The 25,020-nt window shown below is 72.2% G+C and carries 23 protein-coding genes; 12 read left to right on the top strand and 11 right to left on the bottom strand.

Annotation, left to right across the window (positions count from 1 at the left end):
- Positions 1–10 precede the first annotated feature (10 nt).
- The 4 genes from C7474_RS11465 to C7474_RS11450 are packed head-to-tail and all read right to left on the bottom strand — an operon-like array spanning position 11 to position 4,099.
- A complete protein-coding gene (locus C7474_RS11465) occupies positions 11–997 on the bottom strand; it encodes an AAA family ATPase (RefSeq protein ID WP_121060133.1) in 987 nt (328 codons plus the stop codon).
- Positions 994–2,145 carry a DUF4350 domain-containing protein gene (locus C7474_RS11460; protein WP_241965218.1) on the bottom strand — a complete coding sequence of 384 codons (1,152 nt, stop codon included), beginning with the start codon at positions 2,143–2,145 and terminating at the stop codon, positions 994–996. The genes C7474_RS11465 and C7474_RS11460 overlap by 4 nt, the downstream gene beginning before the upstream one ends.
- On the bottom strand, positions 2,142–2,801 hold the full coding sequence (locus C7474_RS11455; RefSeq protein ID WP_147436710.1) for a DUF4129 domain-containing protein: 660 nt from the start codon (positions 2,799–2,801) through the stop codon (positions 2,142–2,144). Before C7474_RS11455 ends, C7474_RS11460 begins: the two co-directional genes overlap by 4 nt.
- Positions 2,798–4,099 carry a DUF7847 domain-containing protein gene (locus C7474_RS11450; protein ID WP_121060129.1) on the bottom strand — a complete coding sequence of 434 codons (1,302 nt, stop codon included), beginning with the start codon at positions 4,097–4,099 and terminating at the stop codon, positions 2,798–2,800. The genes C7474_RS11455 and C7474_RS11450 overlap by 4 nt, the downstream gene beginning before the upstream one ends.
- Positions 4,100–4,265: 166 nt before the next feature.
- Here C7474_RS11450 and mtrA point away from each other — a divergent pair, with 166 nt between their 5' ends.
- From mtrA to hpf, 5 genes are all read left to right on the top strand, one after another.
- Positions 4,266–4,946, top strand: coding sequence for an MtrAB system response regulator MtrA (gene mtrA, locus C7474_RS11445; protein ID WP_121060127.1), 681 nt, complete (start codon positions 4,266–4,268; stop codon positions 4,944–4,946).
- A gap of 6 nt (positions 4,947–4,952) precedes the next feature.
- Positions 4,953–6,617, top strand: coding sequence for an MtrAB system histidine kinase MtrB (mtrB, locus tag C7474_RS11440; protein ID WP_121060125.1), 1,665 nt, complete (start codon positions 4,953–4,955; stop codon positions 6,615–6,617).
- Positions 6,614–8,302, top strand: coding sequence for an LpqB family beta-propeller domain-containing protein (locus tag C7474_RS11435; protein WP_121060123.1), 1,689 nt, complete (start codon positions 6,614–6,616; stop codon positions 8,300–8,302). Before mtrB ends, C7474_RS11435 begins: the two co-directional genes overlap by 4 nt.
- 101 nt (positions 8,303–8,403) lie before the next feature.
- Positions 8,404–9,114, top strand: coding sequence for a ComF family protein (locus C7474_RS11430; protein ID WP_121060121.1), 711 nt, complete (start codon positions 8,404–8,406; stop codon positions 9,112–9,114).
- Between the two features lie 89 nt (positions 9,115–9,203).
- Complete coding sequence (gene hpf, locus C7474_RS11425) at positions 9,204–9,866, top strand: ribosome hibernation-promoting factor, HPF/YfiA family (protein ID WP_121060119.1); 663 nt, start codon at positions 9,204–9,206, stop codon at positions 9,864–9,866.
- Between the two features lie 55 nt (positions 9,867–9,921).
- Here hpf and C7474_RS11420 read toward each other — a convergent pair whose 3' ends face one another.
- The 4 genes from C7474_RS11420 to C7474_RS11405 all read right to left on the bottom strand — a co-directional run bounded on the left by C7474_RS11420 (position 9,922) and on the right by C7474_RS11405 (position 14,340).
- On the bottom strand, positions 9,922–11,157 hold the full coding sequence (locus C7474_RS11420) for an ABC transporter permease (RefSeq protein WP_121060117.1): 1,236 nt from the start codon (positions 11,155–11,157) through the stop codon (positions 9,922–9,924).
- Positions 11,154–11,927: an ABC transporter ATP-binding protein gene (locus tag C7474_RS11415; RefSeq protein WP_121060115.1), complete on the bottom strand. Its 774-nt coding sequence runs from the start codon at positions 11,925–11,927 to the stop codon at positions 11,154–11,156. Before C7474_RS11415 ends, C7474_RS11420 begins: the two co-directional genes overlap by 4 nt.
- Positions 11,924–12,850: an efflux RND transporter periplasmic adaptor subunit gene (locus C7474_RS11410; RefSeq protein ID WP_121060113.1), complete on the bottom strand. Its 927-nt coding sequence runs from the start codon at positions 12,848–12,850 to the stop codon at positions 11,924–11,926. Before C7474_RS11410 ends, C7474_RS11415 begins: the two co-directional genes overlap by 4 nt.
- 152 nt (positions 12,851–13,002) lie before the next feature.
- Positions 13,003–14,340 carry a coiled-coil domain-containing protein gene (locus tag C7474_RS11405; protein WP_121060111.1) on the bottom strand — a complete coding sequence of 446 codons (1,338 nt, stop codon included), beginning with the start codon at positions 14,338–14,340 and terminating at the stop codon, positions 13,003–13,005.
- 160 nt (positions 14,341–14,500) lie between these two features.
- Here C7474_RS11405 and secA point away from each other — a divergent pair, with 160 nt between their 5' ends.
- A complete protein-coding gene (gene secA, locus C7474_RS11400) occupies positions 14,501–17,299 on the top strand; it encodes a preprotein translocase subunit SecA (protein WP_121060109.1) in 2,799 nt (932 codons plus the stop codon).
- 148 nt (positions 17,300–17,447) lie between these two features.
- Positions 17,448–18,671, top strand: coding sequence for a pyridoxal phosphate-dependent aminotransferase (locus tag C7474_RS11395; protein WP_121060107.1), 1,224 nt, complete (start codon positions 17,448–17,450; stop codon positions 18,669–18,671).
- 159 nt (positions 18,672–18,830) lie between these two features.
- Here the strand turns inward: C7474_RS11395 and C7474_RS11390 are convergent, their stop codons facing one another.
- A complete protein-coding gene (locus C7474_RS11390; RefSeq protein ID WP_199692463.1) occupies positions 18,831–19,217 on the bottom strand; it encodes an Rv3235 family protein in 387 nt (128 codons plus the stop codon).
- A gap of 273 nt (positions 19,218–19,490) precedes the next feature.
- Between C7474_RS11390 and C7474_RS11385 the strand changes: the two genes are divergently transcribed.
- The gene (locus C7474_RS11385; RefSeq protein ID WP_121060103.1) at positions 19,491–20,081 is read left to right on the top strand and encodes a hypothetical protein; all 591 of its coding nucleotides are present in this window, start codon (positions 19,491–19,493) and stop codon (positions 20,079–20,081) included.
- Between the two features lie 61 nt (positions 20,082–20,142).
- Here the strand turns inward: C7474_RS11385 and C7474_RS11380 are convergent, their stop codons facing one another.
- Positions 20,143–20,424, bottom strand: a complete 282-nt coding sequence (locus C7474_RS11380) for a helix-turn-helix domain-containing protein (RefSeq protein WP_121060101.1) — start codon at positions 20,422–20,424, stop codon at positions 20,143–20,145.
- Between the two features lie 89 nt (positions 20,425–20,513).
- Between C7474_RS11380 and C7474_RS11375 the strand changes: the two genes are divergently transcribed.
- The 3 genes from C7474_RS11375 to C7474_RS11365 are packed head-to-tail and all read left to right on the top strand — an operon-like array spanning position 20,514 to position 23,932.
- Positions 20,514–21,179: an SAF domain-containing protein gene (locus C7474_RS11375; protein ID WP_121060099.1), complete on the top strand. Its 666-nt coding sequence runs from the start codon at positions 20,514–20,516 to the stop codon at positions 21,177–21,179.
- Complete coding sequence (locus C7474_RS11370) at positions 21,176–22,414, top strand: CpaE/TadZ family protein (protein WP_121060097.1); 1,239 nt, start codon at positions 21,176–21,178, stop codon at positions 22,412–22,414. The genes C7474_RS11375 and C7474_RS11370 overlap by 4 nt, the downstream gene beginning before the upstream one ends.
- 24 nt (positions 22,415–22,438) lie before the next feature.
- The gene (locus C7474_RS11365) at positions 22,439–23,932 is read left to right on the top strand and encodes a sensor histidine kinase (protein WP_121060095.1); all 1,494 of its coding nucleotides are present in this window, start codon (positions 22,439–22,441) and stop codon (positions 23,930–23,932) included.
- 180 nt (positions 23,933–24,112) lie between these two features.
- On the opposite strand, the gene C7474_RS11360 is transcribed toward C7474_RS11365, so the two are convergent.
- Positions 24,113–24,361 (bottom strand): WhiB family transcriptional regulator, encoded by a 249-nt coding sequence (locus C7474_RS11360; protein WP_121060093.1) that lies wholly within the window; start codon positions 24,359–24,361, stop codon positions 24,113–24,115.
- 254 nt (positions 24,362–24,615) lie between these two features.
- Between C7474_RS11360 and C7474_RS11355 the strand changes: the two genes are divergently transcribed.
- Positions 24,616–25,014 carry a histidine kinase gene (locus C7474_RS11355; RefSeq protein WP_121060091.1) on the top strand — a complete coding sequence of 133 codons (399 nt, stop codon included), beginning with the start codon at positions 24,616–24,618 and terminating at the stop codon, positions 25,012–25,014.
- The last annotated feature ends 6 nt before the right edge of the window (positions 25,015–25,020 follow it).

Genomic DNA, 25,020 nt, shown 5'->3' with positions numbered 1-25,020 from the left:
AGGGGACCGCTCAGACCGGAACGCGCGTCTGCTGCACGACGGCCGAGAGCACGGCATCCGCCGAGACGCCCTCGATCTCGGCCTCGGGCCGCAGCCGCAGCCGGTGACGCCAGGTCGGCACGAGCATCGTCTGCACGTGGTCGGGCGTGATCGCGGGGTACCCGCCCAGCCACGCCCACGTCTTCGCGGTCGCCAGCAACGCCGTCGCGGCGCGCGGGCTCGCGCCCAGCTGCACCGACGGGGCAGACCGGGTCGCGCGCGCCAGATCGACGACGTAGCCGAGCACGTCGTCGGAGACCTGCACCGCGGCGGCGGCGCGCTGCGCGGCGCGGATGCCGTCGGCGCCGACGACGGCGGCGAGGCCGGCCTCGGCGAGGCTGCGCGGCGAGAAGCCGTCGGCGTGGCGGCGCAGCACCGAGACCTCGTCGTCGCGCGCCGGCGCGTCGATCACGAGCTTGAGCAGGAACCGGTCGAGCTGGGCCTCCGGCAGGGAGTAGGTGCCCTCGTGCTCGACGGGGTTCTGGGTCGCGGCGACCAGGAACGGGTCGGGGAGGGCGCGCGAGACGCCGTCGGCGGAGACCTGCCGCTCCTCCATCGCCTCCAGCAGCGCCGCCTGGGTCTTGGGCGGGGTGCGGTTGATCTCGTCGGCCAGCAGCACGTTCGTGAACACCGGTCCGGCGCGGAACTCGAACGATCCGCTGCGGGCGTCGTACACGAGCGACCCGGTGACATCACCCGGCATGAGGTCGGGGGTGAACTGGATGCGGGTCGTCTCGAGCCCGATCGCGGTGCTGAAGGCCCGCACCAGCAGGGTCTTGGCGACACCCGGCACACCCTCCAGCAGCACGTGGCCGCGCGAGAGCAGGGCGATCAGCAGCCCGGTGACGGCGCCGTCCTGGCCGATCACGGCCTTGCCGACCTCGACGCGGACGCGGTTCATCGCCTCGCGCAGCTCGGCGTCGGCGACGCTGTCGGTGGGGGCGGGGGGCGTGCTCATGGCGTGTTCCTCTCGGGACGGATGGCGCGGGACAGACGCAGGTCGATCTCGCGCAGGCGGTCGGCGATCTCGACGAGTTCGCGGTCGTCGCGGACGACGCGGTCGACGAGGATGCCGCGCACGGCGGAGCGATCGGCTCCGAGCGCGGCGGCGACGGCGTCGCTGACGGCGTGCGCGGGAGTGGCCGGTCCGAGCCCGAGGGTGCGGGCGGCGCGGCGCAGCGTCGCGATGCGCAGCTCGTCGGCGGCGTGCGTGGGGTCGGCGGCGGCCGAGTACAGACGCGCGCGTCCCTCGGTGGTCTCGCCCGCGCGCACGGTGACGGGCAGGTTCTCGGCCACCAGCGGACCGAACCGGCGCCCCCGCCACAGGGCCGCAGCCCCCGCGGCGCACACGAGCAGCACCATCGCCGGCGTCACCCACGGGGGCGTGAGCTCGCCGAGGGTCGGGGCGGCGACGATGTCGCTGTCCGACAGCGACGGCAGGTACCAGACGACGCGCGGGTGGTGCGAGAGCAGGCCGATCCCGAGCGCGGCGTTGCCGTCGGTGGCGAGATGCGCGTTCGTGAACAGCACCGTTCCGTCGACCGCGACGCGCGTGCCGGTGCCGGCCTCGCCGTCGGCAGCGGTGGCCAGCAGACCGGCCGCGTCGCCCTCCGGGTAGCAGGCGATCGCGGCATCGGATGCGGCGAACAGCGCGCCGGGCGCGAGCGCGCCCGCGGCCTGTGCTTCGGGCAGGGCGCACGAAGGGGGCAGCACGTCCCACGCGACTCCGGCCGGTTCCGAGTCGAAGAGCAGGTCGAGGTCGCGGCTGCGGGGCTGCAGCAGGACGACGTCGGCGGCGCCCTCCACCACGGACTGCAGGTCGTCGTCCGAGAGCGGGGCGGTGTCGGTGATCACGAGCGTGGCAGAACCGGAGGAGGTGGCCGCGACGGCTTGCGCTCGGTCCCGCGCGACGACGACCTCGACCCCGTGGTCGGACAGGATGTGGGCGAGCGCCCGCGAGCCATCGGGTCCCGCCGCCTCCGGATCCAGCATCCCTTGAGCGGGGAGCTGGGAGATCCCGGCGATCGCGGCCAGCACACCGCCGACGACGAGCGCGCCGACGGCGATCGCGGCCCAGGTCCCGATCGCGCGGGTCCGTGTCGTCACGACGCGGCTCCGGCGAGGGCGTCAGGCAGCACGGGGCGGGCGGCGGTGACGCGGTCGTCGAGGGCGGCGAGGCGCGCATAGCCGTCGGGGGAGCCGGGGCGGCGGAGGTACCGCACGTCGTCGAAGAGGTCCGCCGCCTCGGCGAGCGCGTCCGCCTCGGCGGGGAAGGCGACCGCGGCCTGACGGGCGAACGCGTGCACCGTCGCCCCGGGCGCGGGATCGACGATCACCCGCTCCGACAGGCCGCGCGCGAGTGCACGCAGTCGCAGCACCATCGCGTCCTCCCAGCGGGCGGCGTCGGCGGCGGCCGCGGCGGCGCGGCGCAGTTCGGCGGCCGTGCGACCCTCGGGCTCGCCGAACAGATCGCCGCCGTCTCGGGAGCGCACGACGCGTCGCGGGCGCCCCCACACGATGAGGGCGACGACGACGAGCCCGGCGACCAGCACGAGCGCGCCGATCGCCAGCAGGGGCCCGGCGCCGGCGGGCAGCTGTCCGCTGAACAGACCGGTGACGAATTCGAGCACGCTCTGCGCGGCGCGGTCGAACCACGTCGGCTCGGCGGCGCGGTAGACCGGGTCGGCGAGTTCCTGCTCCGCCCACGACCGTGCCTCATCGGCGTCGGGGATGAGGGGAAAGGCGCCCAGGGAGACGATCACGGCCGCTCCGCGGGAGCGCCCGGTGCGGTCCACTGCGTCGCGGACGGGGTGTCCGCCTGCCCGGGCGCTGCCGGGCCGCGATCCGTCGTCTGCGGCGCACCGGGAGTGGGGACACCGGCGGGCGCCGGCACGGGAGCGGCGGGAGCGGGCGGCGGCGCGCCGAACGGCACCGGTGCGCGGGTCACGGGCGGCGACGGGGGAGCCGGCGCAGCGGCCGCGGCGTATGGCGAGGCCGCGACAGGCGGCGCCCACCGCGGCAGCGAGCGGCCGATGTGCAGGAGATACGGGTCGGCGAGGCCGGTCTCCCCGGCGTCGCGCCGCTCGACGTACGCGAGCAGGTCGAGATCGAGCCCCTCGTGACGCATCCGGCAGTCGACGTAGACGAGCGTCGTCGCCGTCGCGAGCACGACGAGCGAGATCGACTGGATGACGAAGGTCAACGCGTAGGTGATGAGCGTGACGATCACCAGCGTCACGAACGCGCCGACTTCGGGGTCGCCGGTCGGCGACAGGGCGGTGCTGATGCCGAGTGCGGCGAACGTGAGCGGCAGGCTCACGACCTGGGCGAGCGTGCCGAAGACGAGCGAGACGACCACCGTCACGCCCAGCCCCACCCAGAAGCGTCCCCGGATCAGACGCCACGAGCGCGCGATCGCGGCCCGGATGCCCGCCCCCTCGACGACGATGACGGCCGGCACCAGCATCAGTTTGGTGCTCAGCCACAGCCACAGCGGGATCGTCGCGATCACCAGCAGCAGCACCGGCACGATCGCGGCGGGGCCGATGGCGACGCTCAGCGCGAAGAACACGGCCGCGGCGATCACGACCGCGACGACGATCACCGCGAGCAGCAGCAGGGAATAGCCGATGAGGCGCCACAGCGCGGGACGCACCTGACGCCACAGCTGCCGCACCGTGAGCTTTTCGGCGACGACCGCGTGGGTGACCTCCAGCACGACGACGGCCTGCACGACGACCGTCAACGCGGTCGAGGCGACCGAGAGCACGATGCCCATCACGATCATCAGCGCCGTCGACCCGGTCATGACCGCCTCGAAGTCCTCGGACCCGGGCTGCAGGCTCGCCAGGCGCGAGAAGGTCAGCATCCCGAGCCCGAGCCCGGCGCCGGCGACGATCAGCACCGCGAGCAGCTGCACCCCCATCGCGAAGCCGAGAAGCACGCGCGGATTGTGGCGCAGCGCCGTGAAGGAGCGGCCCAGCACGGTGCCGAAGCCGAGCGGCTGCAGTGGGACGATGCCCGGCCGCGACGCAGGCGTCCACGACGGATAGGCGGTCACGGGCGGCCTCCTCGGGGGGACATCACGGGTCGTCCTATCGTGGCACAGCGCGGATGCCGCTCGGCGGCGCCCGGCGGGTGTTCAGCGACGCCGGATACACCGTCGGATACTGTGGGACTGCGCGTCGCGTCCGGCGCGCCCGAGTACCCGAAGGACGAATGGGTTCATGGCATCCCGCATCCTGGTCGTCGACGACGACACCGCCCTGGCCGAGATGATCGGCATCGTGCTGCGCACCGAGGGCTTCGAGCCGGCGTTCTGCGCGGACGGGGCGATCGCCGTGGACGTCTGGCGCGAGGAGCGTCCCGAGCTCGTGCTGCTCGATCTCATGCTCCCCGGGATGGACGGGATCGAGATCTGCACTCGCATCCGCAGCGAGTCGGGTGTGCCGATCATCATGCTGACCGCCCGCACCGACACCGCCGACGTGGTGCGCGGCCTCGAATCCGGCGCCGACGACTACATCGTCAAGCCCTTCAACCCGAAGGAGCTCGTCGCCCGCATCCGCACGCGCCTGCGCCCGGCCGCTCCGCCGACCGAGGAGGCGCTGCGTATCGGCGACCTCACCGTCGACGTCTCGGCGCACGAGGTGCGTCGCGGCGACGCCGTCATCGCCCTCACACCGCTCGAGTTCGAGCTGCTCGTGGCGCTCGCCTCGAAGCCGCAGCAGGTGTTCTCGCGCGAAATGCTGCTCGAGCAGGTGTGGGGCTACCACTACAAAGCCGACACGCGGCTCGTCAACGTGCACGTGCAGCGCCTGCGCGCCAAGGTCGAGCTCGACCCCGACAACCCCCGCATCGTCACGACGGTGCGCGGCGTCGGGTACCGCGCCGGCGCGGTGGTGTAACCGCCCATGGCGGTCTCGCGCGCCGCCCGCCGGGCGCTGTGGCGCGACTGGCGGTCGTGGCCGGACCGCATGGTCGAGTCGTGGCGCCGGTCGCTGCGGTTCCGCACGCTCACCGTGACCCTCGGTCTCACGGTGCTCACGATCCTCGTGGCGCTCGTGTGGATGGCGCTCGCGATCCAGAACGACCTCTTCGACTCGCGCGTGCGTCAGGCGGAGGCCGCGGCGTCGCGGGCGACGGAGGCGGCGCAGGAGAAGATGGACGCCGCCGTCGTCGAGGGCGACCCGCTCGTGCTGCAGAACCTCATGACCGACCTCCGCGACGTCGTGTCACGGCAGGCGGCCACCGACATGATGGTCGTCTCGCGGATCTCCGACGAGCCCTCCGTGCTGGCCCCGCAGGACTTCGACCGCGGCGGGCTGACCGCCCAGATGATCTCGCCGGAGCTGCGGGCGAGCGTGCAGGCGGCGCCCGACCAGCAGTGGTGGCAGTCGATCGGCCTGCCCGGTGACGACGGCGAGGTCGTCCCGGCGGTCGTCATCGGCCAGCAGCTGCAGGTGCCCGAGGCGGGCGCGTACGAGCTGTACTTCGGCTACGACCTGTCGGGGGAGCAGTCCACCCTCGGGTTCGTGCAGGTGACGCTGTGGATCGTCGGGCTCACACTCGTCGTGCTCATCGGCGCGATCGTGTGGATCGTGCTGCGCTCGGTGACCGTGCCGATCGCCCAGGCGGCCGAGACGAGTGCGAAGCTCGCCGGCGGCGACCTCGGGGTGCGCCTTCCGGTGACCGGCGAAGACGAGTTCGCGACCCTCGGCCGCTCGTTCAACGCGATGGCCGACAGCATCGAGAGTCAGATCAAGGAGCTCGCCGACCTCTCGCTCGTGCAGCAGCGCTTCGTCTCCGACGTCTCCCACGAGCTGCGCACGCCGCTGACGACGATCCGGCTCGCCTCCGACATGCTCAACGACCAGAAAGGCGAGTTCGACCCGACGACGGCGCGCACCGCGGAGTTGCTCCACGCGCAGGTGCAGCGCTTCGAGGTGCTGCTGGCCGACCTGCTCGAGATCAGCCGCTACGACGCCGGCTCGGTGCAGCTCGAGCACGAGGCCACGAGCCTCGCCCAGCTCGCCGAAGACGTCATCGAGTCGATGGCGCAGCTGGCCGAGCAGCACGGCAGCGATGTGCGCCTCGTCGCACCCGGGGGATATTCCCCGGTCGACATGGATGCCCGCCGCATCCGCCGCATCGTGCGCAACCTGCTCGGCAACGCGATCGAGCACGGGGAGGGGCGGCCGATCGTCGTCACCGTCGACAGCGATCAGCGCGCCGTGGCCCTCGGGGTGCGCGACTACGGTCTGGGCATGCGCCCCGAAGACACGGAGCGGGTCTTCGACCGGTTCTGGCGCGCCGACCCGTCGCGCAAGCGCACGATCGGCGGCACCGGGCTGGGCCTGTCGATCGCACTCGGCGACGCCAAGCTGCACGGCGGCATGCTGGGGGTGTGGTCGGAGCTCGGCCGCGGCACCCACTTCGTGCTCACTCTTCCGCGCCACGGCCAGAGCCTCGACGGGGTGAGCCCCATCCCGCTCGACCCGGGCGACGAGGGCGCCCCGCTCGGCGACCTCGGACTCACCCAGCCCATCACCCTCCCGGATGCCGGAGGCCGCCGATGACCGCTCGCCCGCTGCGCGCCGCCCTCGCCGCCGCCTCGCTCCTGATCGTGATGGCGCTCGCCGCCTGCGCCGGCCTGCCCACCTCCGGGCCCGTGCGCATCGGCCAGGCCGGTGTCGAAGACGGCGAGCCGCCGTTCGCGTACGTGCCGAACGGGCCCGCCGAGGGCATGACGCCGCAGCAGATCGTCGACGGGTTCATCGCGGCCGGTTCCGGCCCGCGCAGCGACTGGCAGACGGCGCAGTTGTTCCTCAGCGAGGAGGCCCGGGCGGTGTGGAAGCCGGCGGCATCCGTCACCGTCTACGCGCCCGGCGACCGCACCGTGACGACGGTCTCCGACGAGCGGATCGTCGTCGGCGTCATCCCGGAGGCGACCGTCGACGCGACCGGCGCGTACGTGATCGCCGAGGGCACCCAGCCCACCGAACTGACCTATCAGCTGGCGCAGCAGGCCGACGGGGAGTGGCGGATCACGCAGGCGCCCGACGGCATCGTGCTCGACACGACCCGCTTCCAGAGCGTCTTCCGGCCGTACTCGCTCATGTACTTCGATCCGGACTGGCGCTACCTCGTCCCCGAGCAGCGGTGGTTCCCCGTCGAGACGGCGGCGACCCGCATCACCGAGGCGCTCGTCGAGGGGGCGCCGAGCCCGTGGCTGGCCTCGGCGGTGCGCACGTCGTTCACCGAGAGCGCCGGCCTCGCGCAGCGTTCCGTCCCGGTGCGTCAGGGGGCCGCGGAGGTCACGCTGCGCAGCGCCGCCCGGGGCCTCGACCAGGGGACGCTCGACCGGATGCAGACGCAGCTGGAGATGAGCCTCGCGACCGCCGGGATCATGGACGTCGAGATGCTCGTCGACGGGCAGACGCTCGCCGCCAGTGTCGTGCCCGTGCGGGACACGCGTGTGGACGCACGCATGATCGTGCAGTCCGAGGGAGCGTTCGGCTTCCTCTCCGGAGACGAGATCACGCCGATCCCCGGCCTGTCGGGTGCCGTCGTCGCCGCCGACGCCGAGTCCGTCGAGGTCGCCGCCGATCGCGCGGTCGCCGCGGTGCGCACCCGCGACGGCGTCGTCGCCCGGGCGAGCGCCGACGGCACGGTCACGGTGCTCGACACCCGCGCCGGGGTGCTTGCGCCCACGATCGACCCCGACGGCTACATCTACGTCGTGCCGGCCGACGAGCCCGACGCGCTCGTCGCGTACGCCCCCGACGGCACCGCGTTCGAATTGACGGGGGCGTGGACGGGCGCCTCCCGCATCCTCTCGGTGCGGGTCTCCCGTGACGGCACGCGCATCGCGGCGGTCGTGCGCGAAGGGACGCAGTCGGCGGTGTGGATCGCCTCGATCATCCGCGACGACGACGGTGCCCCCGCCTCGCTCAGCGGCGAGCGCACGCCGCTGGCCGTGCTGGACGGGGACGGCATCTCCCTCACCTGGCTCGACGGGGTCACCACCGCGGTCGTGTACACCAGCGGCGAGGACCGGTACCTGCGCACGCAGCCGGTGGGCGGACCGGGCACCGTCATCCGGGCGCGCGAGGGCACGGTGAGCGTCGCCGGCGGAAACCAGTCCGGTTCGGCACGCCTGCGCGACGCGGACGGTGGGTTGTTCGTGCAGCGCGGGTCGACCTGGCAGCAGGTCGACACCGGCGTCGACCTGCTCGCCGTCCAGCAGGGCACGCCGCAGTAGCCTTCACGCGGTCTTCCTCCACAACGCGGTTCTGCAGGGCACCGGCCACGACTTCGCGATCCGCGCCCCCGACGTCGACCGGCGGAACGCACACTGGGCGGATGCCGCTCCCCGAGGCCTGGCGTCGCGCCCTCGACGAAGCGCTCGACGTCGTCTTCGCCTCCACGTGCGCCGGCTGCGACGAGCCGGGCGCCCTGCTGTGCGCCTCGTGTGCGGCCGAGATGACTGCGCGGCCCACCCTCCGCAGCGTGGACAGGGGAGCGGGCGCGCCGCTGCGTGTGTGCAGCGCGCTGCGGTTCGAGGGCGTCTGCGCCCGAGCCCTTAGGGCGTTCAAGGAGGACGGGCGCACACCCCTTGCGCGCCCGCTCGGCGCCGCGCTCGCCGTCGCCGTGTCCACAGTCGTGCCCGACGCGCTGCGGCGAGACGGGGCGTCGTTCGCGGTCGTACCGGTGCCGAGCTCGCGCGCGGCGATGCGGCGGCGCGGATTCGTCGCGCCCGAACTGCTCGTGCGGCGTGCCGGTGCGCGTCCGGTGCGCCTGCTGCGGATCGCGCGCGGCACTGCCGATCAGCGTGGCCTCGCGCGCGCCGAGCGGGCCGAGAACCTCGCCGGGGCCTTCACGGCCGAATCCGCGGCGGCCGATCTCCGGGTCGTCGTGGTCGACGACGTCGTGACGACGGGGTCGACGCTGCGGGAGGCCGCCCGCGTCCTCGAAGCGGCCGGCGCGGTCGTGCTGGGCGCGGCGACGGTCGCGTCCACTCCGCGACACGCCGATGGGGCTGCGGCATCCGTTAAACACGGGAACGAGAGGTGACATCACCGGCCCGCGCCAGTACGGTGGTGGGGACAAGGCGAACTCAGGGTCCGCCCTTGACCGGGAGGACCCGGAACAAGGAGGTCAGGATGGAAACCAGCATTGTCGGCGTCGGAGTGAGCGTGTCCGATCGGTTCCGCAGCGTTGCTGAAGAGAAGTCCGTTCGCATCGAGAACATCGCGCCGCGCGCCCAGCGCATGGACGTGAAGGTCACCCATCGCGCGTACCACAACGGCAGTCGCGAAGAGGAGACGGTGGAGCTCACCGTCACCGGCAAGGGCCCCGTGGTACGGGCCGAGGCCACCGACAGCGACAAGTTCACGGCGCTCGATCTCGCCGTCGACAAGCTCGCCGAGCAGCTGCGCCGCGCGAAGGACAAGCGCGTCGACGCCCGCAACCACCCGCGGGGCGCCAAGCTCGACAAGAACAGCGGCTCGCTGTCGGGGATCGACGTGCAGCCCGCGTCGGCCGACACGCTGCGCGCCGTCGCGACCGGCGAGGTGCCGGTCGTCTCCGACGGTCTCGACGACGAGGACTACACCCCGGTCGTCATCCGGCAGAAGAGCTTTGACGCCGAATGGATGACGGCCGAGGAGGCCGTCGACCGGATGGAGCTCGTCGGCCACGACTTCTTCCTGTTCATCGACGCACGCACCGATCGTCCCGCCGTCGTCTACCGCCGCAAGGGCTGGGACTACGGCGTGATCGCCCTCGACACGACGGCTGCCCCCGCCGCCGAGATCGCGTCCTGACGCACCGACATCGAACGGGGCGGGTGCCGACGGCATCCGCCCCGTTCGCGTGTCATCAGAACCGCAACGCGTCGATCACCTTCGCGCGCACGGCGGCGAGGGCGGGCAGGAACCCGGCGATCGCGCCGATGCCGACGGCCGCGCCGAGCGCGATCAGGGCTGCCCGCAGCGGGAACGCCGGGTTCTCCTGCAGCGGGGTCAGCACTTCCCACGCGAACAGGACCCGCATCGTGACGATCGCGAGCGCGATGCCGACGACACCGGCGACGGCGGTCGCCACGACGTTCTCGAGCAGCACGGTGGTGAAGATACGCCCGCCGGTGGCACCGAAGCTCCGGCGCACACCGATCTCGCGGATGCGCTGACGCATCGCGACGAGCTGGATGTTCACGAGGCCGAGCCCGCCCAGCAGCAGGACGAGACCGGCGATCAGTCCCGTGATCATCTCGAACATCTGCGCGCTCTGCTGCGTCTCCGGGCGTGAACCCCAGTCCGACCGCGACACCGTCACCTCGGTGCCGGGCCCCGCGGCGGCACGCAGCTGCGCGGCGAGCTCCGGTCCGATCGCATCGACCGCGTCCTCGGAGACCCACACCTCCCAGTTCAGCACGTCGCCTTCGCCGAGTGCCTCGGCGCGGTCGAGGTAGGTGTCGGGCATCAGGGTGACGACCTTCTGCGTGTCCCCCTGCCACTCCGCCGGGGTCACCCCGACGATGCGATAGGTGCCGGCGAGGACCCCGGTGAGCTCCAGGGTCGGCGACGGCCCCGCGGCGGCAGTGGTGTCCAGCGACGGCGATCCCAGCGCATGCCAGAGCGATTCCGAGACGACCGCCGGCGGCGCGAGCCAGTCGGAGTCCGCATCGTCGAACCAGCGTCCGGCCAGCAGCGCGGTGCGATGGATGACGGCGTAGTCCGCGTCGGCCAGGCGGGTCATGACCGGGCGCACGTAGTCCTGCATCTGCACCGTGACGCCGGTGCCGAGCTGGTCGGTGCGGCGCGTCACGTACTCGAGGTCGAACCGGTCCGCGGCGGAGCGGACGGCGGTGTCGAAAGCGTCCCAGTCCACCACGGCGCCGTCGGTGCGATACACCGAGATCGCCACGGTCGCCTCACGGCCGCCGTATCGATCGGACTGCTCGACGGTGCTCTGGCGCATGTAGTCGCCCAGGGCGAGAACCGCCGCGATCGCACCCACCGACACCGCGATGCCGATGAGGCTCAGCAGAACGCGCAGTTTGTGATGACGCAGCTCCGCCCACGCCTCGCTCAGCGCACCGACGAACGCGCTCATCCGGCGACCCCCGGGGCCGGCACCGACGCGCCGGCCAGCGCTCCGAGCGCGGTCTCGCGCGTCGCGGCGTCGAGGTCGACGTCGCCGAGCAGCCCGTTCTCGAGTCGGTAGTGCCGCCGGGCGCGCGCGGCGACGTGCAGATCGTGGGTGATCGTGACGAGCGCCGCCTCCGTCTCGGAGGCGACCTCATCGAGGAGGGCCATCACCGCGGCACCGGTCTCGACGTCGAGTGCGCCCGTCGGCTCATCGGCGAGGATCAGCGCGGGTCGGCGGACGAGGGCACGCGCGATCGCGACACGTTGCTGTTCGCCGCCGGAGAGCTGCTCGGGCGTCGAGTCGAGCCGGTGCCCGAGCCCGACGCGCTCCAGCATCTCCTCCGCGAGGCGCCGACGTCGCCAGAACTGCCGGCCGCGCGCGTAGCCCAGCGGCATCGCGACGTTCTCGGTGGCCGAGCGACCCGCCAGCAGATGGAACTGCTGGAAGACGAAGCCCACTTCACGCCCGCGCAGCCTGTCCAGTGCGCCGCGCCGCATCCGGGGTCCGCGCTCGCGGTAGATGCTCTGTCCGCGGAAGGCCACCTCGCCCGAGGACGGCAGGTCGAGCATGCCGAGGATGCCCAGGAGCGTCGACTTGCCCGATCCGCTCCGGCCGACGATCGCGACGTGGTCTCCGGCGCCGACCGACAGATCGATCCCGCGCAGGATGTCGAGCCGCGTGTCGTCGGGGAGGAGCACGTGGCGCGTGACCCCGCGGAGGTCGACGAGCGTCACCAGGTCATCCCGGGGTCTTCGCAGTACTGGCCGCCCATGCCGTCGTCATAGCAGACGGGCTCCGTCCCCGCGGTGGTCCCCGGGACGTACTGGCGGACGACGTCGCCTTCGGCGAGACCGCTCACCACCTGCACGAGCGTGCCGTCGGTGACGCCCAGTTCGACCTTCCGCTCTTCGGTCCCGCCGTCCGTGTCGATCCAGACGATGCCGCTGCCGGCGCCGCCGGTGACCGCCGTCGTCGGAACGACGAGCGCGTCCTCGACCGAGCCGACGGTGACGGCGAGTGTCGCCTTGAGTCCGGCGAAGACCTGTTGGTCGGTCGGCACGGCGCACACGACGCTCGTCGCACCGTCGTCCGAGACCTGGACGTTCAGTCCGGTGCACGTGAAGGGGGCGGGGCCGCCCTGGATGGTGACCTGCCCGTCGGTCGGGGCGCCGGCCAGGCGGTAGAGCAGCACCGGGTCCACGGTGCCGACCAGGTGGAACCGAGCGGGAGTGAGCGTGGCCACCTCGCTGCCGAGGGACACCGACTGCCCCTTCACGAGTTCGAACGAGGCGACCTCGCCGGCCTCGGGGGCGGTGACGTCGACGTTCTTCACGGGGGACGTCTGCTTCACGGTGAACAGCACCTGGCCCGCCGCGACCGACTGGCCCTGCGCGACGGCGACGCTCGTGATGACGCCCTCGACCTGTGCGCGCACCGTCACGTCGTCGTCGCGGGCGATCGTGCCGTCCACGCTGAGCTCGTCGGTGATGTCCCCCTTCTCGACCGTGACGACGGGGGCGTCGAGTGTTCCGCCGGCGGCGGGGGTCGCCGCATCCGCCTGGTCGGGGAAGAACGCCAGTTTGACGAGCGCGGCCGCGACCGCGGCGCACACGATGAGAAGGAGGATCGGGAAGATCCAGCGACGCCAGACGAGCATGGGCAGCCTCCGTGGTGGGGGATCGGTCTCCTCGAACCTAGGGGAGCGCGCCGCGCTGCCGCCTCGTTCTCAGGGATGACTCCGGGTTCACCCTGGTCGCCGCCGACCGCCGCCGCGGGCTGCCGATGTCCCGGTGTGACGGTCGCGGCTGCTCAGTCGAACATGCCGTCCAGCAGGCCGCCGATCACGAGGCCGCCGAGGATGCCGCCGACGAGGTCGCTCCCGCCGCCGCGCCGGCCGCCACCGCCCCAGCCGCCGGGGCCGCCCTGACCCCAACCGCCGTCGTTCGGGCGACCGGAGTCGATGTCGCGCTGGGCGAGCTGAAGCGCCTCGGCGGCGAGCGTGCCGCAGCGGCGGGCGACGGCCATCACCTGCTCGCGGTCGTCTTCCGGGATGGTCGGGCCGACGGTGTTCGCGAGCTCGAGGCGCACGCGTTCGGCCTCGGCCAGGCGCGTGCGCGCGTCGGCGCCGATCCACCCGCGGTGACCCGAGATCACGCTGCGGGCCACGCCCAGCTGCCGGTCGGCGTCGTCGATCGCGTGCCGTACGTGCGACTCCGGCGGCACCGGTCGCGCGGCGCGTTCGCGGGCTTTGTCGACGGCCGCATCCAGCGCCGCGTTCGCCCCGCGCAGGCGCGTGAGCTCGGTGAACGGGTCGGGCTTCTGGCCGGCGGGCGTCAGCTGGCCGAGCGCCGCGTCCAGGTCGGCCATCGCCGCCGACACGGCGGGGACAGCCGCGAACTCCCGCGCGACGGCGAGGTCCTCGCGGGAATCGAGCACGATCGCGTCGAGCGTGGATTCGGCGCGCAGCGCCTCCACCTCGAACTGGTCGACCGCCTCGATCAGGGTGCCGGCACGCCGGGCAGCCTCGATCGCGGTCTCCAGCGCCAGGTTCGCCTGTTCGCGCTGGTCGGCCTCGCGGCGCCGCTCCGACACCTCCGAACCGTGGAGGGCGAAATCGAGCAGCTGCTTGGCCTCGGCGGCGTTGCCCGACACCTTGCGCAGCGCGTCGTCGGAGTAGCGCGCCGCGAGGCGGTCGAGCGTCGCCTCGAGCTGGGGGAGTCGGGTGCGCAGCCGCTCGACGTCCTGACGGATGCCGGTGATGATCTCCGGGGCGCGGCGCGCGCGCTCGATGGGACCGGCCAGCGCCTCGGTGCGGTCGTCGAGCAGCTCCTCGGCCCACTCGCACAGCTGCAGGATGCGGGCGTGCCGCGTGCGCAGCTCCTCCGGGGTGTCGGGGATCTCGTCATGGTTGAGCTGGTGCAGGTGGAAGGCCTCGCCCAGGTGCTGGCGGACGGCGGTGAGGGCGTCGCGCAGCTCGGCGGTCGCCTCGGCGCCCAGCTCGATCTCGGCGTACATGAGCTCGTCGGCCGTCGTGCGGATGCGCTCGTCGGCGGCCACGAGCGCGGCACCGGCACGCCGGCCGAGTTCGGCATCCTTCGCCGCGAGCTCCTCGCGCTCCTTCTTACGGTTGCCCCAGAATCCGGCCATGCTCCGATCCTATGGCGGGGCGGAGGGGCGCCGCCTGAAGGGACGCCGTGCACAGCAACCGCAAAGGTCACGGGCGGATAACATGGGAAGTCGTGCCGTGCCTTCCGCGCGCGACCCGGGCGCGTCACTGGCGTCCGTACCCGACAGATGGAGACCCTCCGTGGCGAATCCCCTCGAGAAACTGCTCCGCGCCGGTGAGGGACGCATCCTCCGCCGGCTCCAGCAGGTCGTCAAGGCCGTCGGCGCCCTCGAAGAGGACTACGCGCAGCTCACCGATGAGGAGCTGCGCGGCGAGACCGCCGAGCTGCGCGCCCGCTACGAGGCCGGCGAGACGCTCGACAAGCTCATGCCCGAGGCGTTCGCCGCCGTCCGCGAGGCGGCCAAGCGCACGCTCGGCCAGCGCCCCTACGACGTGCAGATCATGGGCGGTGCGGCCCTGCACCTCGGCAACATCGCCGAGATGAAGACCGGTGAGGGCAAGACCCTGACGGCGACCTTCGCGGTGTACCTCAACGCGATCGCAGGCGAAGGCGTGCACGTCATCACGGTCAACGACTTCCTCGCGTCGTACCAGTCCGAGCTCATGGGCCGCGTCTACCGCGCGCTCGGCATGACGACCGGCACGATCATCGCCGGGCAGACCCCCGAGGTGCGCCGCGAGCAGTACAACGCGGACATCACCTACGGCACGAACAACGAGTTCGGCTTCGATTACCTGCGCGACAACATGGCGTGGCGCAAGGAGGACCTCGTCCAGCGCGGTCACTTCTTCGCGATCGTCGACGAGGTCGACTCGATCCTCATCGACGAGGCGCGCACCCCGCTGATCATCTCGGGTCCGTCCTCGGGCGAGGCCAACCGCTGGTTCGTGGAGTTCGCGAAGATCGCGAAGACCCTCGAGGCGGGCGTCGACTACGAGGTCGACGAGAAGAAGCGCACGATCGGCGTGCTCGAGCCGGGTATCGAGAAGGTCGAGGACTACCTCGGCATCGACAACCTGTACGAGTCGGCGAACACCCCGCTGATCTCGTTCCTCAACAATTCGATCAAGGCGCTCGCGCTGTTCAAGCGCGACACCGACTACGTCGTCATGAACGACGAGGTCATGATCGTCGACGAGCACACCGGCCGCATCCTGGTCGGACGTCGGTACAACGAGGGCATCCACCAGGCCATCGAGGCCAAGGAGGCCGTGCCCGTCAAGGCCGAGAACCAGACGCTCGCCACGGTCACGCTGCAGAACTACTTCCGCCTCTACGACAAGCTCGCCGGCATGACCGGAACCGCCGAGACCGAGGCGGCCGAGTTCATGTCGACCTACAAGCTCGGCGTCGTCCCCATCCCGACGAACAAGCCGATGATCCGCAAGGACCAGGCCGACCTCGTCTACAAGAACGAGACCGCGAAGTTCGCGCAGGTCGTCGAGGACATCGCCGAGCGTCACGCCGCCGGCCAGCCGGTGCTCGTCGGCACCGTCAGCGTCGAGAAGAGCGAATACCTCTCGCGCCTGCTCGCCAAGAAGGGCATCAAGCACGAGGTCCTCAACGCGAAGAACCACGCGCGCGAGGCGGAGATCGTCGCGCGCGCCGGTCGGCTGGGCGCCGTCACCGTCGCCACCAACATGGCCGGCCGCGGTACCGACATCATGCTCGGCGGCAACGCCGAGTTCATGGCGGTGCAGGAGATGAAGGCCAAGGGGCTCGACCCGGTCGAGACGGCCGACGAGTACGAAGCCGCATGGGACGAGGTGTACACCGCGACCCGCGACATCGTCGCCGAGGAGGCGACCAAGGTCGTCGAGGCGGGCGGCCTGTACGTGCTCGGCACGGAGCGCCACGAGTCGCGCCGCATCGACAACCAGCTGCGCGGACGCTCGGGACGTCAGGGCGACCCCGGCGAGAGCCGCTTCTACCTCTCGCTCACCGACGACCTCATGCGGCTGTTCCAGTCGGGCGCCGCCGAGGCGATCCTGGCGCGCACGAACTTCCCCGACGACGTCGCGATCGAGTCGACCATGGTCTCGCGCGCGATCAAGAGTGCGCAGAGCCAGGTCGAGGCCCGCAACGCCGAGATCCGCAAGAACGTCCTCAAGTACGACGACGTGCTCAACCGCCAGCGCGAGGCGATCTACTCCGACCGCCGCCACATCCTCGAGGGCGATGACATCGCCGGCCGCGTCGAGCACTTCATCGAAGACGCGATCGGCGCCGTCATCGACGACCACACCGGCACCGGCCACACCGAGAGCTGGGACTTCGACGCCCTGTGGACCGAGCTGAAGACCCTCTACCCCGTCGACGTCTCCATCGATGAGGTCGTGGCCGAGAGCGGCGCGAAGGGTCGCGTCACCTCCGACGTGCTCAAGCGCGAGATCCTCTCCGACGCGAAGATCGCCTACGCCAAGCGCGAGGAGACCCTCGGCAAGCCGGCGATGCGCGAACTCGAGCGCCGCGTCGTGCTGCAGGTGCTCGACCGCCGCTGGCGCGACCACCTCTACGAGATGGACTACCTCAAGGACGGCATCGGCCTGCGCGCGATGGCCCAGCGCGACCCGCTCATCGAGTACCAGCGCGAGGGCTACCAGATGTTCCAGGCGATGATGGGGCAGATCAAGGAGGAGTCGGTCGGATTCCTCTACAACCTCGAGGTCGAGGTGCGCGCCGCGGAAGGACAGGTCGAGGCCAAGGGTCTGGCCACCGCCCCCGCCGTCGACCAGCAGCGTCTCGAGTACACCGCCCCGGGTTCGGACGGCGAGGTCGAAGTGCGCAACGACCGCGGGCAGGTGCAGCAGGCGGCGACGTCGAAGCTGCGTCAGACCCAGTCCGCCGGGCAGGCGGCCCAGGCGCCGCAGCAGCAAGAGGCGCCGCGCGGCGCCTTCGGCCAGCGCACCGACGCCGCCGACGGTGCGGCCGCGCCGCTCAACCGCGCCCAGCGTCGCGCCGCCGACAAGAAGAAGTGACGCCGGCATCCGTCCCGCACCCTCGTCACCGGCAGGAATGACGACGGCGCGGGACGGCTGTCCGTGCGCCGCCGACCCGGCGCGAGGGCGGTGGGCGCAGGCCACGGGGCGGCGATTGGCCCGGCCGCGGCGCCAGTAGTCTGAAGCGATGACACCGCGCATCCTGGATCAGTCGTCGAAGCTCAAGGACGTCCTCTACGAGATCCGCGGTGCCGCCCTCGTCGAGGCCGATCGGCTCGAGGCCGACGGTCACACGATCCTCAAGCTCAACACCGGCAACCCCGCCGTTTTCGGGTTCGAGGCGCCGTTCCAGATCGTGCGCGACATGATCGAGGCCGTGCCGCACGCCCACGGCTACAGCGACAGCCGCGGCATCATGTCGGCGCGGCGCGCCGTCGTCTCCCGCTACGAGCAGGTGCCGGGGTTCCCGCAGTTCGACCCCGACCACGTGTACCTGGGCAACGGCGTGTCCGAGCTGATCACGATGACCATGCAGGCGCTGCTCGACACCGGCGACGAGGTGCTCATCCCGTCGCCGGACTACCCGTTGTGGACGGCGATGACGAGCCTCGCCGGCGGCACCCCGCTGCACTACCGCTGCGACAACGACAACGACTGGCAGCCCGACCTCGAGCACATCCGCTCGCTCATCACCGAGCGCACCAAGGCCATCGTCGTCATCAACCCGAACAACCCGACCGGTGCGGTGTACAGCCGCGAGGTGCTGCAGGGCATCGTCGACATCGCGCGCGAGCACGAGCTGCTGCTGCTCTCCGACGAGATCTACGACCGCATCCTCTTCGACGACGCGCAGCACATCCCGCTCGCGACGCTCGCGCCGGACCTGCTGTGCCTCACGTTCAACGGCCTGTCGAAGACGTACCGTGTCGCCGGCTACCGCTCCGGCTGGATGGTGATCACCGGTCCGCAGAAGCACGCGGAGGGCTTCCTCGAGGGCATCCAGCTGCTCGCCTCGACGCGTCTGTGTCCGAACGTGCCGGCGCAGCACGCCGTGCAGGCGGCGCTGTCGGGGGTGCAGTCGATCAACGCGCTCATCGCGCCGACCGGCCGGCTCCACGAACAGCGCGACGCCGCGTACGCCGCGCTCACTTCGATCCCCGGCATCGACTGCGCGAAGCCGAAGGGGGCGCTCTACGCGTTCCCGCGGCTCGACCCGAACGTGTACGAGATCCGCGACGACGCGAAGTTCGTCTATGACTTCCTCGTAGCCGAGCACGTGTTGCTCGTGCAGGGGACCGGATTCAACTGGCCCACGCCCGATCACTTCCGCATCGTGACGCTGCCCGAGGCGCGGGTGTTGACCGAGGCGATCGAGCGGCTCGGCAACTTCCTGAGCTCGTACAAGCAGTAGGCGGTGGCGGCCCGGGTCGCGGGGTGTGTCACGCGAGGTGCCGGGCGGATGCTGCGGGCGCGACCGTTCGTGTGACATGGTCGCGCATGGGGCGTGAGCGCCCATCACCCGATCACCGGCGGGCTGGGGTCCCGGCCGGCGATCGAGCGTACCCTCGCCTCAGAGGAGGGACAGCGACGTGGCGCGCCAGCGCCCGTCCCATCCCTCGAGGCGGATCGCGACGGCGCGCGTGCGCGCCGGTCCCGCCGCGATCACGACGCCTTCGACGACGCCGTCGGCCGGGGAGGAGGACCGGACCGTGAGGATCTGGTGCACGGGGCGCGCCGCGGTCACGCCGCGTGCGCTGCGGGCGCGCGCCGAGAGATTGGCGCGGGTCACGAGCACGCGGTACGCGTCCTCGCCCAGCCACCGAGCCAGCTGATCGACCTCGCGGACGCCGGCCAGCACCTCGAGCACCCCGATCGTGAGGTTCTTCAGGAGGGGGTCGGGGTCGGGGAGCCGATCGCCGGGAGTGCGCTGGGGTGCGAAATACTCCGCGACCTGCAGCGCGTTCGACCCGCGGCGGAGGGGCCGCTCGTCGGAACGTCCGGGGTGGTCATCCTGAGGGGCCACGGCGGCCTCCTTGACGTTCGACTCGGGCTGGCGGGCGACGCGCAGCGGATGGGATGCGATAGGCGATGTGGCACCGAGTAGAGCACAGCGACACGCGCGGCAGGATGAGAATGTTCCAACGTGTGGACAACCCCGCATCCTCGGGCGCGGCGGCACCCGCTGTGGACAAGTCGTCCGCGATCGACGTCGGCGTCGTAGCCTCGGCGGGTGCAGTGGGACAGGTTCTTCGAGGACCTCGAGGATCAGCTCGACTCCGAGTGGGAGGCCGAGCGGGCCGCGCTGGACACCGAGGCCGAGCGGCTGCGGGTCTCCCGGCTGGAGCTGCACGACCGTCTCGTCCCGCTCGTCGGCCAGCGTCTCGGCCTCGACCTGACCGGGGGCGTCGCGGTCGACGGGCGTCTGGCGGCCGTCGGTGCCGACTGGTGCGCGCTCGAGCCCGATATGCGGCGCGCGGGACCGCTGATCGTCCCGCTGCGGGCGCTCCTCGCCGTCACCGTTCCGCACGCGCAGCTGCTCTCCAGCGCGCGGGACGCCGCACCCGGCGAGGCGCTGCGGCGGCGGATGACCTTCGGATTCGTGCTGCGCGACCTCGCCCGGCGGCGCATCCCCGTCTCGGTGCACCTCGTCGACGGGCGCACGCTCGCCGGCACGATCGACCGCGCGGGTGCCGACCACCTCGACCTGGCACTGCACGACCCCGGCGCGCCACGGCATCCGCAGAGCGTCCCCGGGCATCGGATGCTGGTGCAGGGCGCCGTCGCGGCCGTCCGGGCCGACGCGCCCGCGGCCGTCCCCTGAACGGATGACGCCGTCCGCCCCCCCCGGCCGCCGGGGGCCTGCGGACACCCCGCACCGAGGTTCAGTCCGGGCGACGCACCTCGCCGCGCCCCCAGAGCTCGGGGAAGCTCGCCGCGTTCGACTCGCGCCACAGCGCCATCCGGCGCGCCTCCTCGGTCTGGTCGTCGAGGTAGGCCTCGACGCTCTGCGGCACAATACGCCACTGCGCGGGCGATCCGACGCGCATGCCCTCCAGGCGCCCGTCGAGGACGAGCGCCACCACCTCGTCGACGCTGAGCTGCAGCATCTCCGCGACCTGCGCGGGGGTGAGCACGCGCACGCCGGCAGAAGGATCTTCGGGCATGAGGCCATTATCCGTCTCCGTCGCCGCGCCGGGTCGGACCTGTGGATAACGGCTCGCGAGCTTCGCGCGCGTCGCCCATCATGGTGCCCATGACCGCCGTGGAGACCGTGCGACCCCGAGCCCGTGCGTTCTGGGCCGACACGCGGTTCGTGCTCGGCATCGTGCTCATCGTGGCCTCGATCGCCGGCGTCTGGGCGGTCGTCGCCGCGGCGCGCACCACCGTTCCGGTGTTCGCGGCGACCCGCACGATCGTGCCGGGCGAGGCGGTGTCGGGCGATGACCTGCGCGTCGTGGAAGTGGCTCTCGGGCAGGTCGGCGACGCGTACGCCGCGCCCGGCCTCCTCGCGCCGGGCGCGGTCGCGACGCGCACGATCGAATCGGGCGAGCTCGTTCCCCGCAGCGCGGTCGGCGACCCCGCCGCCGCGCGCACCACGACGGTCGTCGTCGACAGCGCCACCGACGTGCCCGCCGCGATCGCGCCGGGCGCGGTCGTCGAGCTCTGGGCGGCCGCGCCGCTGGACGGCGGCCGGTTCGACACGCCCCGCATCCTGGTCTCGGCGGCGACCGTCGCGGCCGTGGCCGTCGACGACGGCGTCGTCTCGAACGCGGGCGCGTCGCTCGAACTCGTCATCGACCGCGCCGACGTCGCCGACACGCTCGCCGCCGTCGCGGCCGGTTCGAGCCTCTCGGTCGTCCCGGTCGCGGGGGTGGACACGACGGCAGCCCGCGAGGCGCAGACGGGGACGTCGCCGTGAGGGTCCTCGTCGCGCTCGCCAGCGGCGGTGGCGCGCTCGCCGAGGCGTTGCGTCTCGAGGATGCCGGGGTCAACGTCGTCGCCGCCCGCGCACCCGCCGAGGCCGCCGGGGAGGCGGTGGCCGGTCCGCTCGCGGTGCAGGTATTGGCCACTGTGAGCCGCGCCGACGTGCTCGTCGTCGATGCGACGCGCGACGCCCTCACTGCCGATCTCGTGGCCGTCTGCGACCGGTTCGGGGTGCGCATCGTCGCGGTGTGCGCATCGAACGGCGGACGCCGACTCGCCGAGATGTTCGGCGTGACCGCGTGTGCGACAGACGTCGTGGCAGGCGACATCCTGAACTCCGCCGTCCCGGCGGCGACCGTGTCGACGGATGCCGGGCGCGGACGCGTGATCGTCGTGTGGGGACCGGCCGGCGCGCCGGGACGCACGACCGTCGCGACCGGCCTCGCGATGGAACTGGCACGGCTCGACCCGAGCGTCGGGCTCGTCGACGCCGACACGCACGCCGCCTCCCTGGCGCTGTCGGTGGGGATCGCCGACGAGGGGCCGGGGTTCCCGGCCGCGTGCCGGCAGGTCTCGCGCGGTGCCCTCACCGTCGCCGAGCTGCAGCGGATCGCGACGCCGCTCGGCGACGTCGACGTGCTCGCGGGCATCAACCGCCCCGCGCGCTGGCCCGAGCTCTCGCACGAACGGGTGACGGCGGCGGTGGAGGTCTGCCGCGACTGGAGGCGCACGACCGTGGTCGACGTCGCCGCGCCACTGGAACGGGACGAGGAGATCGTGAGCGACCTCGACGGCCCGAGGCGCAACGCGGCGACCCTCGCGGCGCTGCAGAGCGCCGACCTCGTCGTCGCCGTCTGCGCCGCCGACCCGGTGGGCGTCTCCCGCTTCGTGCGCGGCCATGCCGAGCTGCGCGCGGCGATCGGCGCGACGCCGGTGCGGGTGCTCGTGAACAAGACCCGCAGCGGTGCACTCGGGATCGATGCGCGCACCCAGGTGCGACGCACGCTAGAGCGCTTCGCCGGGATCTCCGAGATGTGGTTCGCGCCGTGGGATCAGAAGACGACGGATGCCGCGCTGCTCACGGCGCAGCCCGTCGGCCGCGCCTCCGGGCGGTCGCCGTTCGCGGTGGCGCTGCGGCGCTTCGCCGACGAGGCGATCCCGTCGCCGCGCGCGGCCCCTGCGCCGCCGGCATCCGACCGTCGCGTCCGGTCACTCGCGCGCACGGCGTGAGCCGCGGATCGGTAGCCTGGAGGCGTGTCGACACTCAGCGATCTCGTGTACGCCCAGGGCCGGTCCAGCGAGGCCGATGTCGAGTGGCTGCACCGCCTGGCCGGTGACGGCCAGCTGCTGGCCGACCTCGCCTTCGCCGACATCGTCATCTGGGTGCCGACCGCCGACGACTCCTTCGTCGCCGTCGCGCACACGCGCCCGAGCGGCGCGGCGACGCTGTTCTACCGCGACATCGTCGGGGACACGGTGCGGCCGCAGTGGCGCACGCAGGTCAACGACGCCTTCACGCAGCTGCGCATCGTCGACTCCGCCTCGCCGGACTGGTTCGAGGAGACCCCGACGCGCGTGCGCGCCGTGCCGATCGTGCGGATGCTGGGAACCGAGACCTCCGGGCCGGTCGTCGTCGGCGTGCTCACCCGGCACACCAACCTGGGGGAGGCGCGCACCCCGTCTCGGCAGCAGATCACCTTCAACGACTGCGCGGACGACCTGTTCGGCATGATCGCCACCGCCGATTTCCCCGACCTGACCGCGCCCACGTCGCCGCGCCGCGGTGCGCCGCGCGCATCCGACGGGCTCGTCCGCATCGACGTGGACGGCATCACGACCTTCGCGAGCCCCAACGCCCTCTCGGCGTTCAACCGGCTCGGCTTCGACGACGAGCTCGAGGGGGAGGACCTGCTGGCCGTGACCACGGCCATCCTCCCTGCGAAGCGGCAGTTCGACGAGTCGCTCCCGCTCGTGATGGCCGGCCGTGCTCCCTGGCGTGCCGACATCGAGGCGCGCGGTGTCACCGTGTCGCTGCGGACCATCCCGCTCAAAGACCACGGCACCCGCGTCGGGGCCGTCGTGCTCTGCCGCGACGTCACCGAGATCCGCCATCAGGAGCAGGAGCTCATCACCAAGGACGCGACGATCCGCGAGATCCACCACCGCGTCAAGAACAACCTGCAGACTGTCGCGTCGCTGCTGCGCATCCAGTCGCGCCGCACCCATTCCGACGAGGCGCGCGACGCCCTCACGCACGCGATGCGTCGGGTGTCGGCGATCGCCGTGGTGCACGACACCCTCTCGGAGGGGCTCGCCCAGAACGTCGACTTCGACGACGTCTTCAACCGCGTGCTCAAGCTCGTCGCCGAGGTCGCCGCAGCCCCCAGCACCCGCGCGCGCACCCGGAAGACGGGTACTTTCGGCACGCTGCCGAGCGAGTACGCCACGCCGCTCGCGCTCGCGCTGACCGAACTCGTCACCAACGCGGTCGAGCACGGGCTCGCCGACAAGGAGGGCGAGGTCGAGATCATCGCCCAGCGCAGCGAGGACCACCTCGAGGTGCGGGTGCGCGACGACGGCGTCGGCCTGCCCGAGGGTCAGGTCGGCCGGGGACTCGGAACCCAGATCGTGCGGACGCTCATCCAGGGCGAGCTCAGCGGCACGATCGACTGGCACACCCTCGTCGGCAGTGGCACCGAGGTGACCATCGACATCCCGATGCGCTACATCGGCCGCGGTCAGGGCTGAGTCGGCCCCGCCGCCGGACTCGTGTCACACGATCGGTCGGTGTGAGCGGTGGCAGCGGGCCGTTCGCGTGACATGCCTGGATGCTGTGTCACACGATCGGTCGGTCGCAGGGCCCGGAAACAGCAGTTCGCGTGACACGCCGGGAGGCGGTGTCACGCGAACTGTCGGTGCGCGGGTCCGTCAGGAGGCGCGGCGGGCGCGGGCGGCGCGACGCTTGAGAGCGCGACGCTCGTCTTCGGAGAGGCCGCCCCACACGCCCGAGTCCTGACCGGTCTCGAGGGCGTACTGCAGGCAGATCTCGGTCACGGTGCAGCGGGCGCAGACGCTCTTGGCCTTCTCGATCTGGTCGACGGCGGGGCCGGTGTTGCCGACGGGGAAGAACAGCTCGGGGTCGACGGTGAGGCAGGCAGACTTGTCGCGCCAGTCCATAGTGACGTGCTCCTATATTGCGGGGATGTGGAGAGTGAGATTCGGGTGAGGGACGTTCGGGACGTCGGCTACCCTGGTGGGTGTGCGAGCTTGTCGCTCGCCCCACCACGCTGTGGGAGCACACGCTTCCTCTATGGTTCCATGCCCCGTGAAGTGAATCAAGAGTGAATTTCCTGTTTCCTCAGTGTTTCGCCGCCTATTCTCAGGAATGAATCCACCGGCCCGGCGGCAGCCGCGCACGACGGAGTTCCCGCATGACGACCGCCCCCGCCGCCCGCTTCGCCGCCCTCCTGCTCGCTCTGGAGGCCCTGGGACTTCTGGTGCTCGCGGGCTGGGAGCTCGTCGCCCTGCTCGGCGGCGACACCGTCGACCCGATGAGCTCGATCGCCCTGCTGGTGCTCACGGTCGTCGGTGCGGCGGTCGTCGTCGCGTTCGCGATCGGGGTCGCCCGCGGCATGTCCTGGGGGCGTTCGGGTGGGATCGTCACACAGTTGCTGCTGTTGGCCGTCGCCCTCGGCGCGCTCACCGGTCCCGAGGGGGACCCGGCGCGGGCGGCCCTGATCGCTGCGCCCGGCATCCTGACCGGCGTTCTGCTCGTGCTCGCCGTCCGTGCGGCCGCGCCGCCGCGCGACGACGCGTCACGCGGCCAGTGACGCGGG

Origin of the sequence: Microbacterium telephonicum (genome assembly GCF_003651225.1) — a bacterium.
Taxonomy (GTDB): domain Bacteria; phylum Actinomycetota; class Actinomycetes; order Actinomycetales; family Microbacteriaceae; genus Microbacterium; species Microbacterium telephonicum.
Note: the sequence above shows the minus strand (reverse complement) of the source record. Positions and strands in the feature narration are given on the sequence as shown.

Bases quoted from the DNA above. Each gene is read 5' to 3' on its own strand.
- C7474_RS11465 (WP_121060133.1), bottom strand. From the start codon at position 997: ATGAGCACGCCCCCCGCCCCCACCGACAGCGTCGCCGACGCCGAGCTG.
- mtrA (WP_121060127.1), top strand. From the start codon at position 4,266: ATGGCATCCCGCATCCTGGTCGTCGACGACGACACCGCCCTGGCCGAG.
- mtrB (WP_121060125.1), top strand. From the start codon at position 4,953: ATGGCGGTCTCGCGCGCCGCCCGCCGGGCGCTGTGGCGCGACTGGCGG.
- C7474_RS11435 (WP_121060123.1), top strand. From the start codon at position 6,614: ATGACCGCTCGCCCGCTGCGCGCCGCCCTCGCCGCCGCCTCGCTCCTG.
- C7474_RS11430 (WP_121060121.1), top strand. From the start codon at position 8,404: ATGCCGCTCCCCGAGGCCTGGCGTCGCGCCCTCGACGAAGCGCTCGAC.
- hpf (WP_121060119.1), top strand. From the start codon at position 9,204: ATGGAAACCAGCATTGTCGGCGTCGGAGTGAGCGTGTCCGATCGGTTC.
- C7474_RS11420 (WP_121060117.1), bottom strand. From the start codon at position 11,157: ATGAGCGCGTTCGTCGGTGCGCTGAGCGAGGCGTGGGCGGAGCTGCGT.
- C7474_RS11410 (WP_121060113.1), bottom strand. From the start codon at position 12,850: ATGCTCGTCTGGCGTCGCTGGATCTTCCCGATCCTCCTTCTCATCGTG.
- C7474_RS11405 (WP_121060111.1), bottom strand. From the start codon at position 14,340: ATGGCCGGATTCTGGGGCAACCGTAAGAAGGAGCGCGAGGAGCTCGCG.
- C7474_RS11395 (WP_121060107.1), top strand. From the start codon at position 17,448: ATGACACCGCGCATCCTGGATCAGTCGTCGAAGCTCAAGGACGTCCTC.
- C7474_RS11380 (WP_121060101.1), bottom strand. From the start codon at position 20,424: ATGCCCGAAGATCCTTCTGCCGGCGTGCGCGTGCTCACCCCCGCGCAG.
- C7474_RS11375 (WP_121060099.1), top strand. From the start codon at position 20,514: ATGACCGCCGTGGAGACCGTGCGACCCCGAGCCCGTGCGTTCTGGGCC.
- C7474_RS11360 (WP_121060093.1), bottom strand. From the start codon at position 24,361: ATGGACTGGCGCGACAAGTCTGCCTGCCTCACCGTCGACCCCGAGCTG.
- C7474_RS11355 (WP_121060091.1), top strand. From the start codon at position 24,616: ATGACGACCGCCCCCGCCGCCCGCTTCGCCGCCCTCCTGCTCGCTCTG.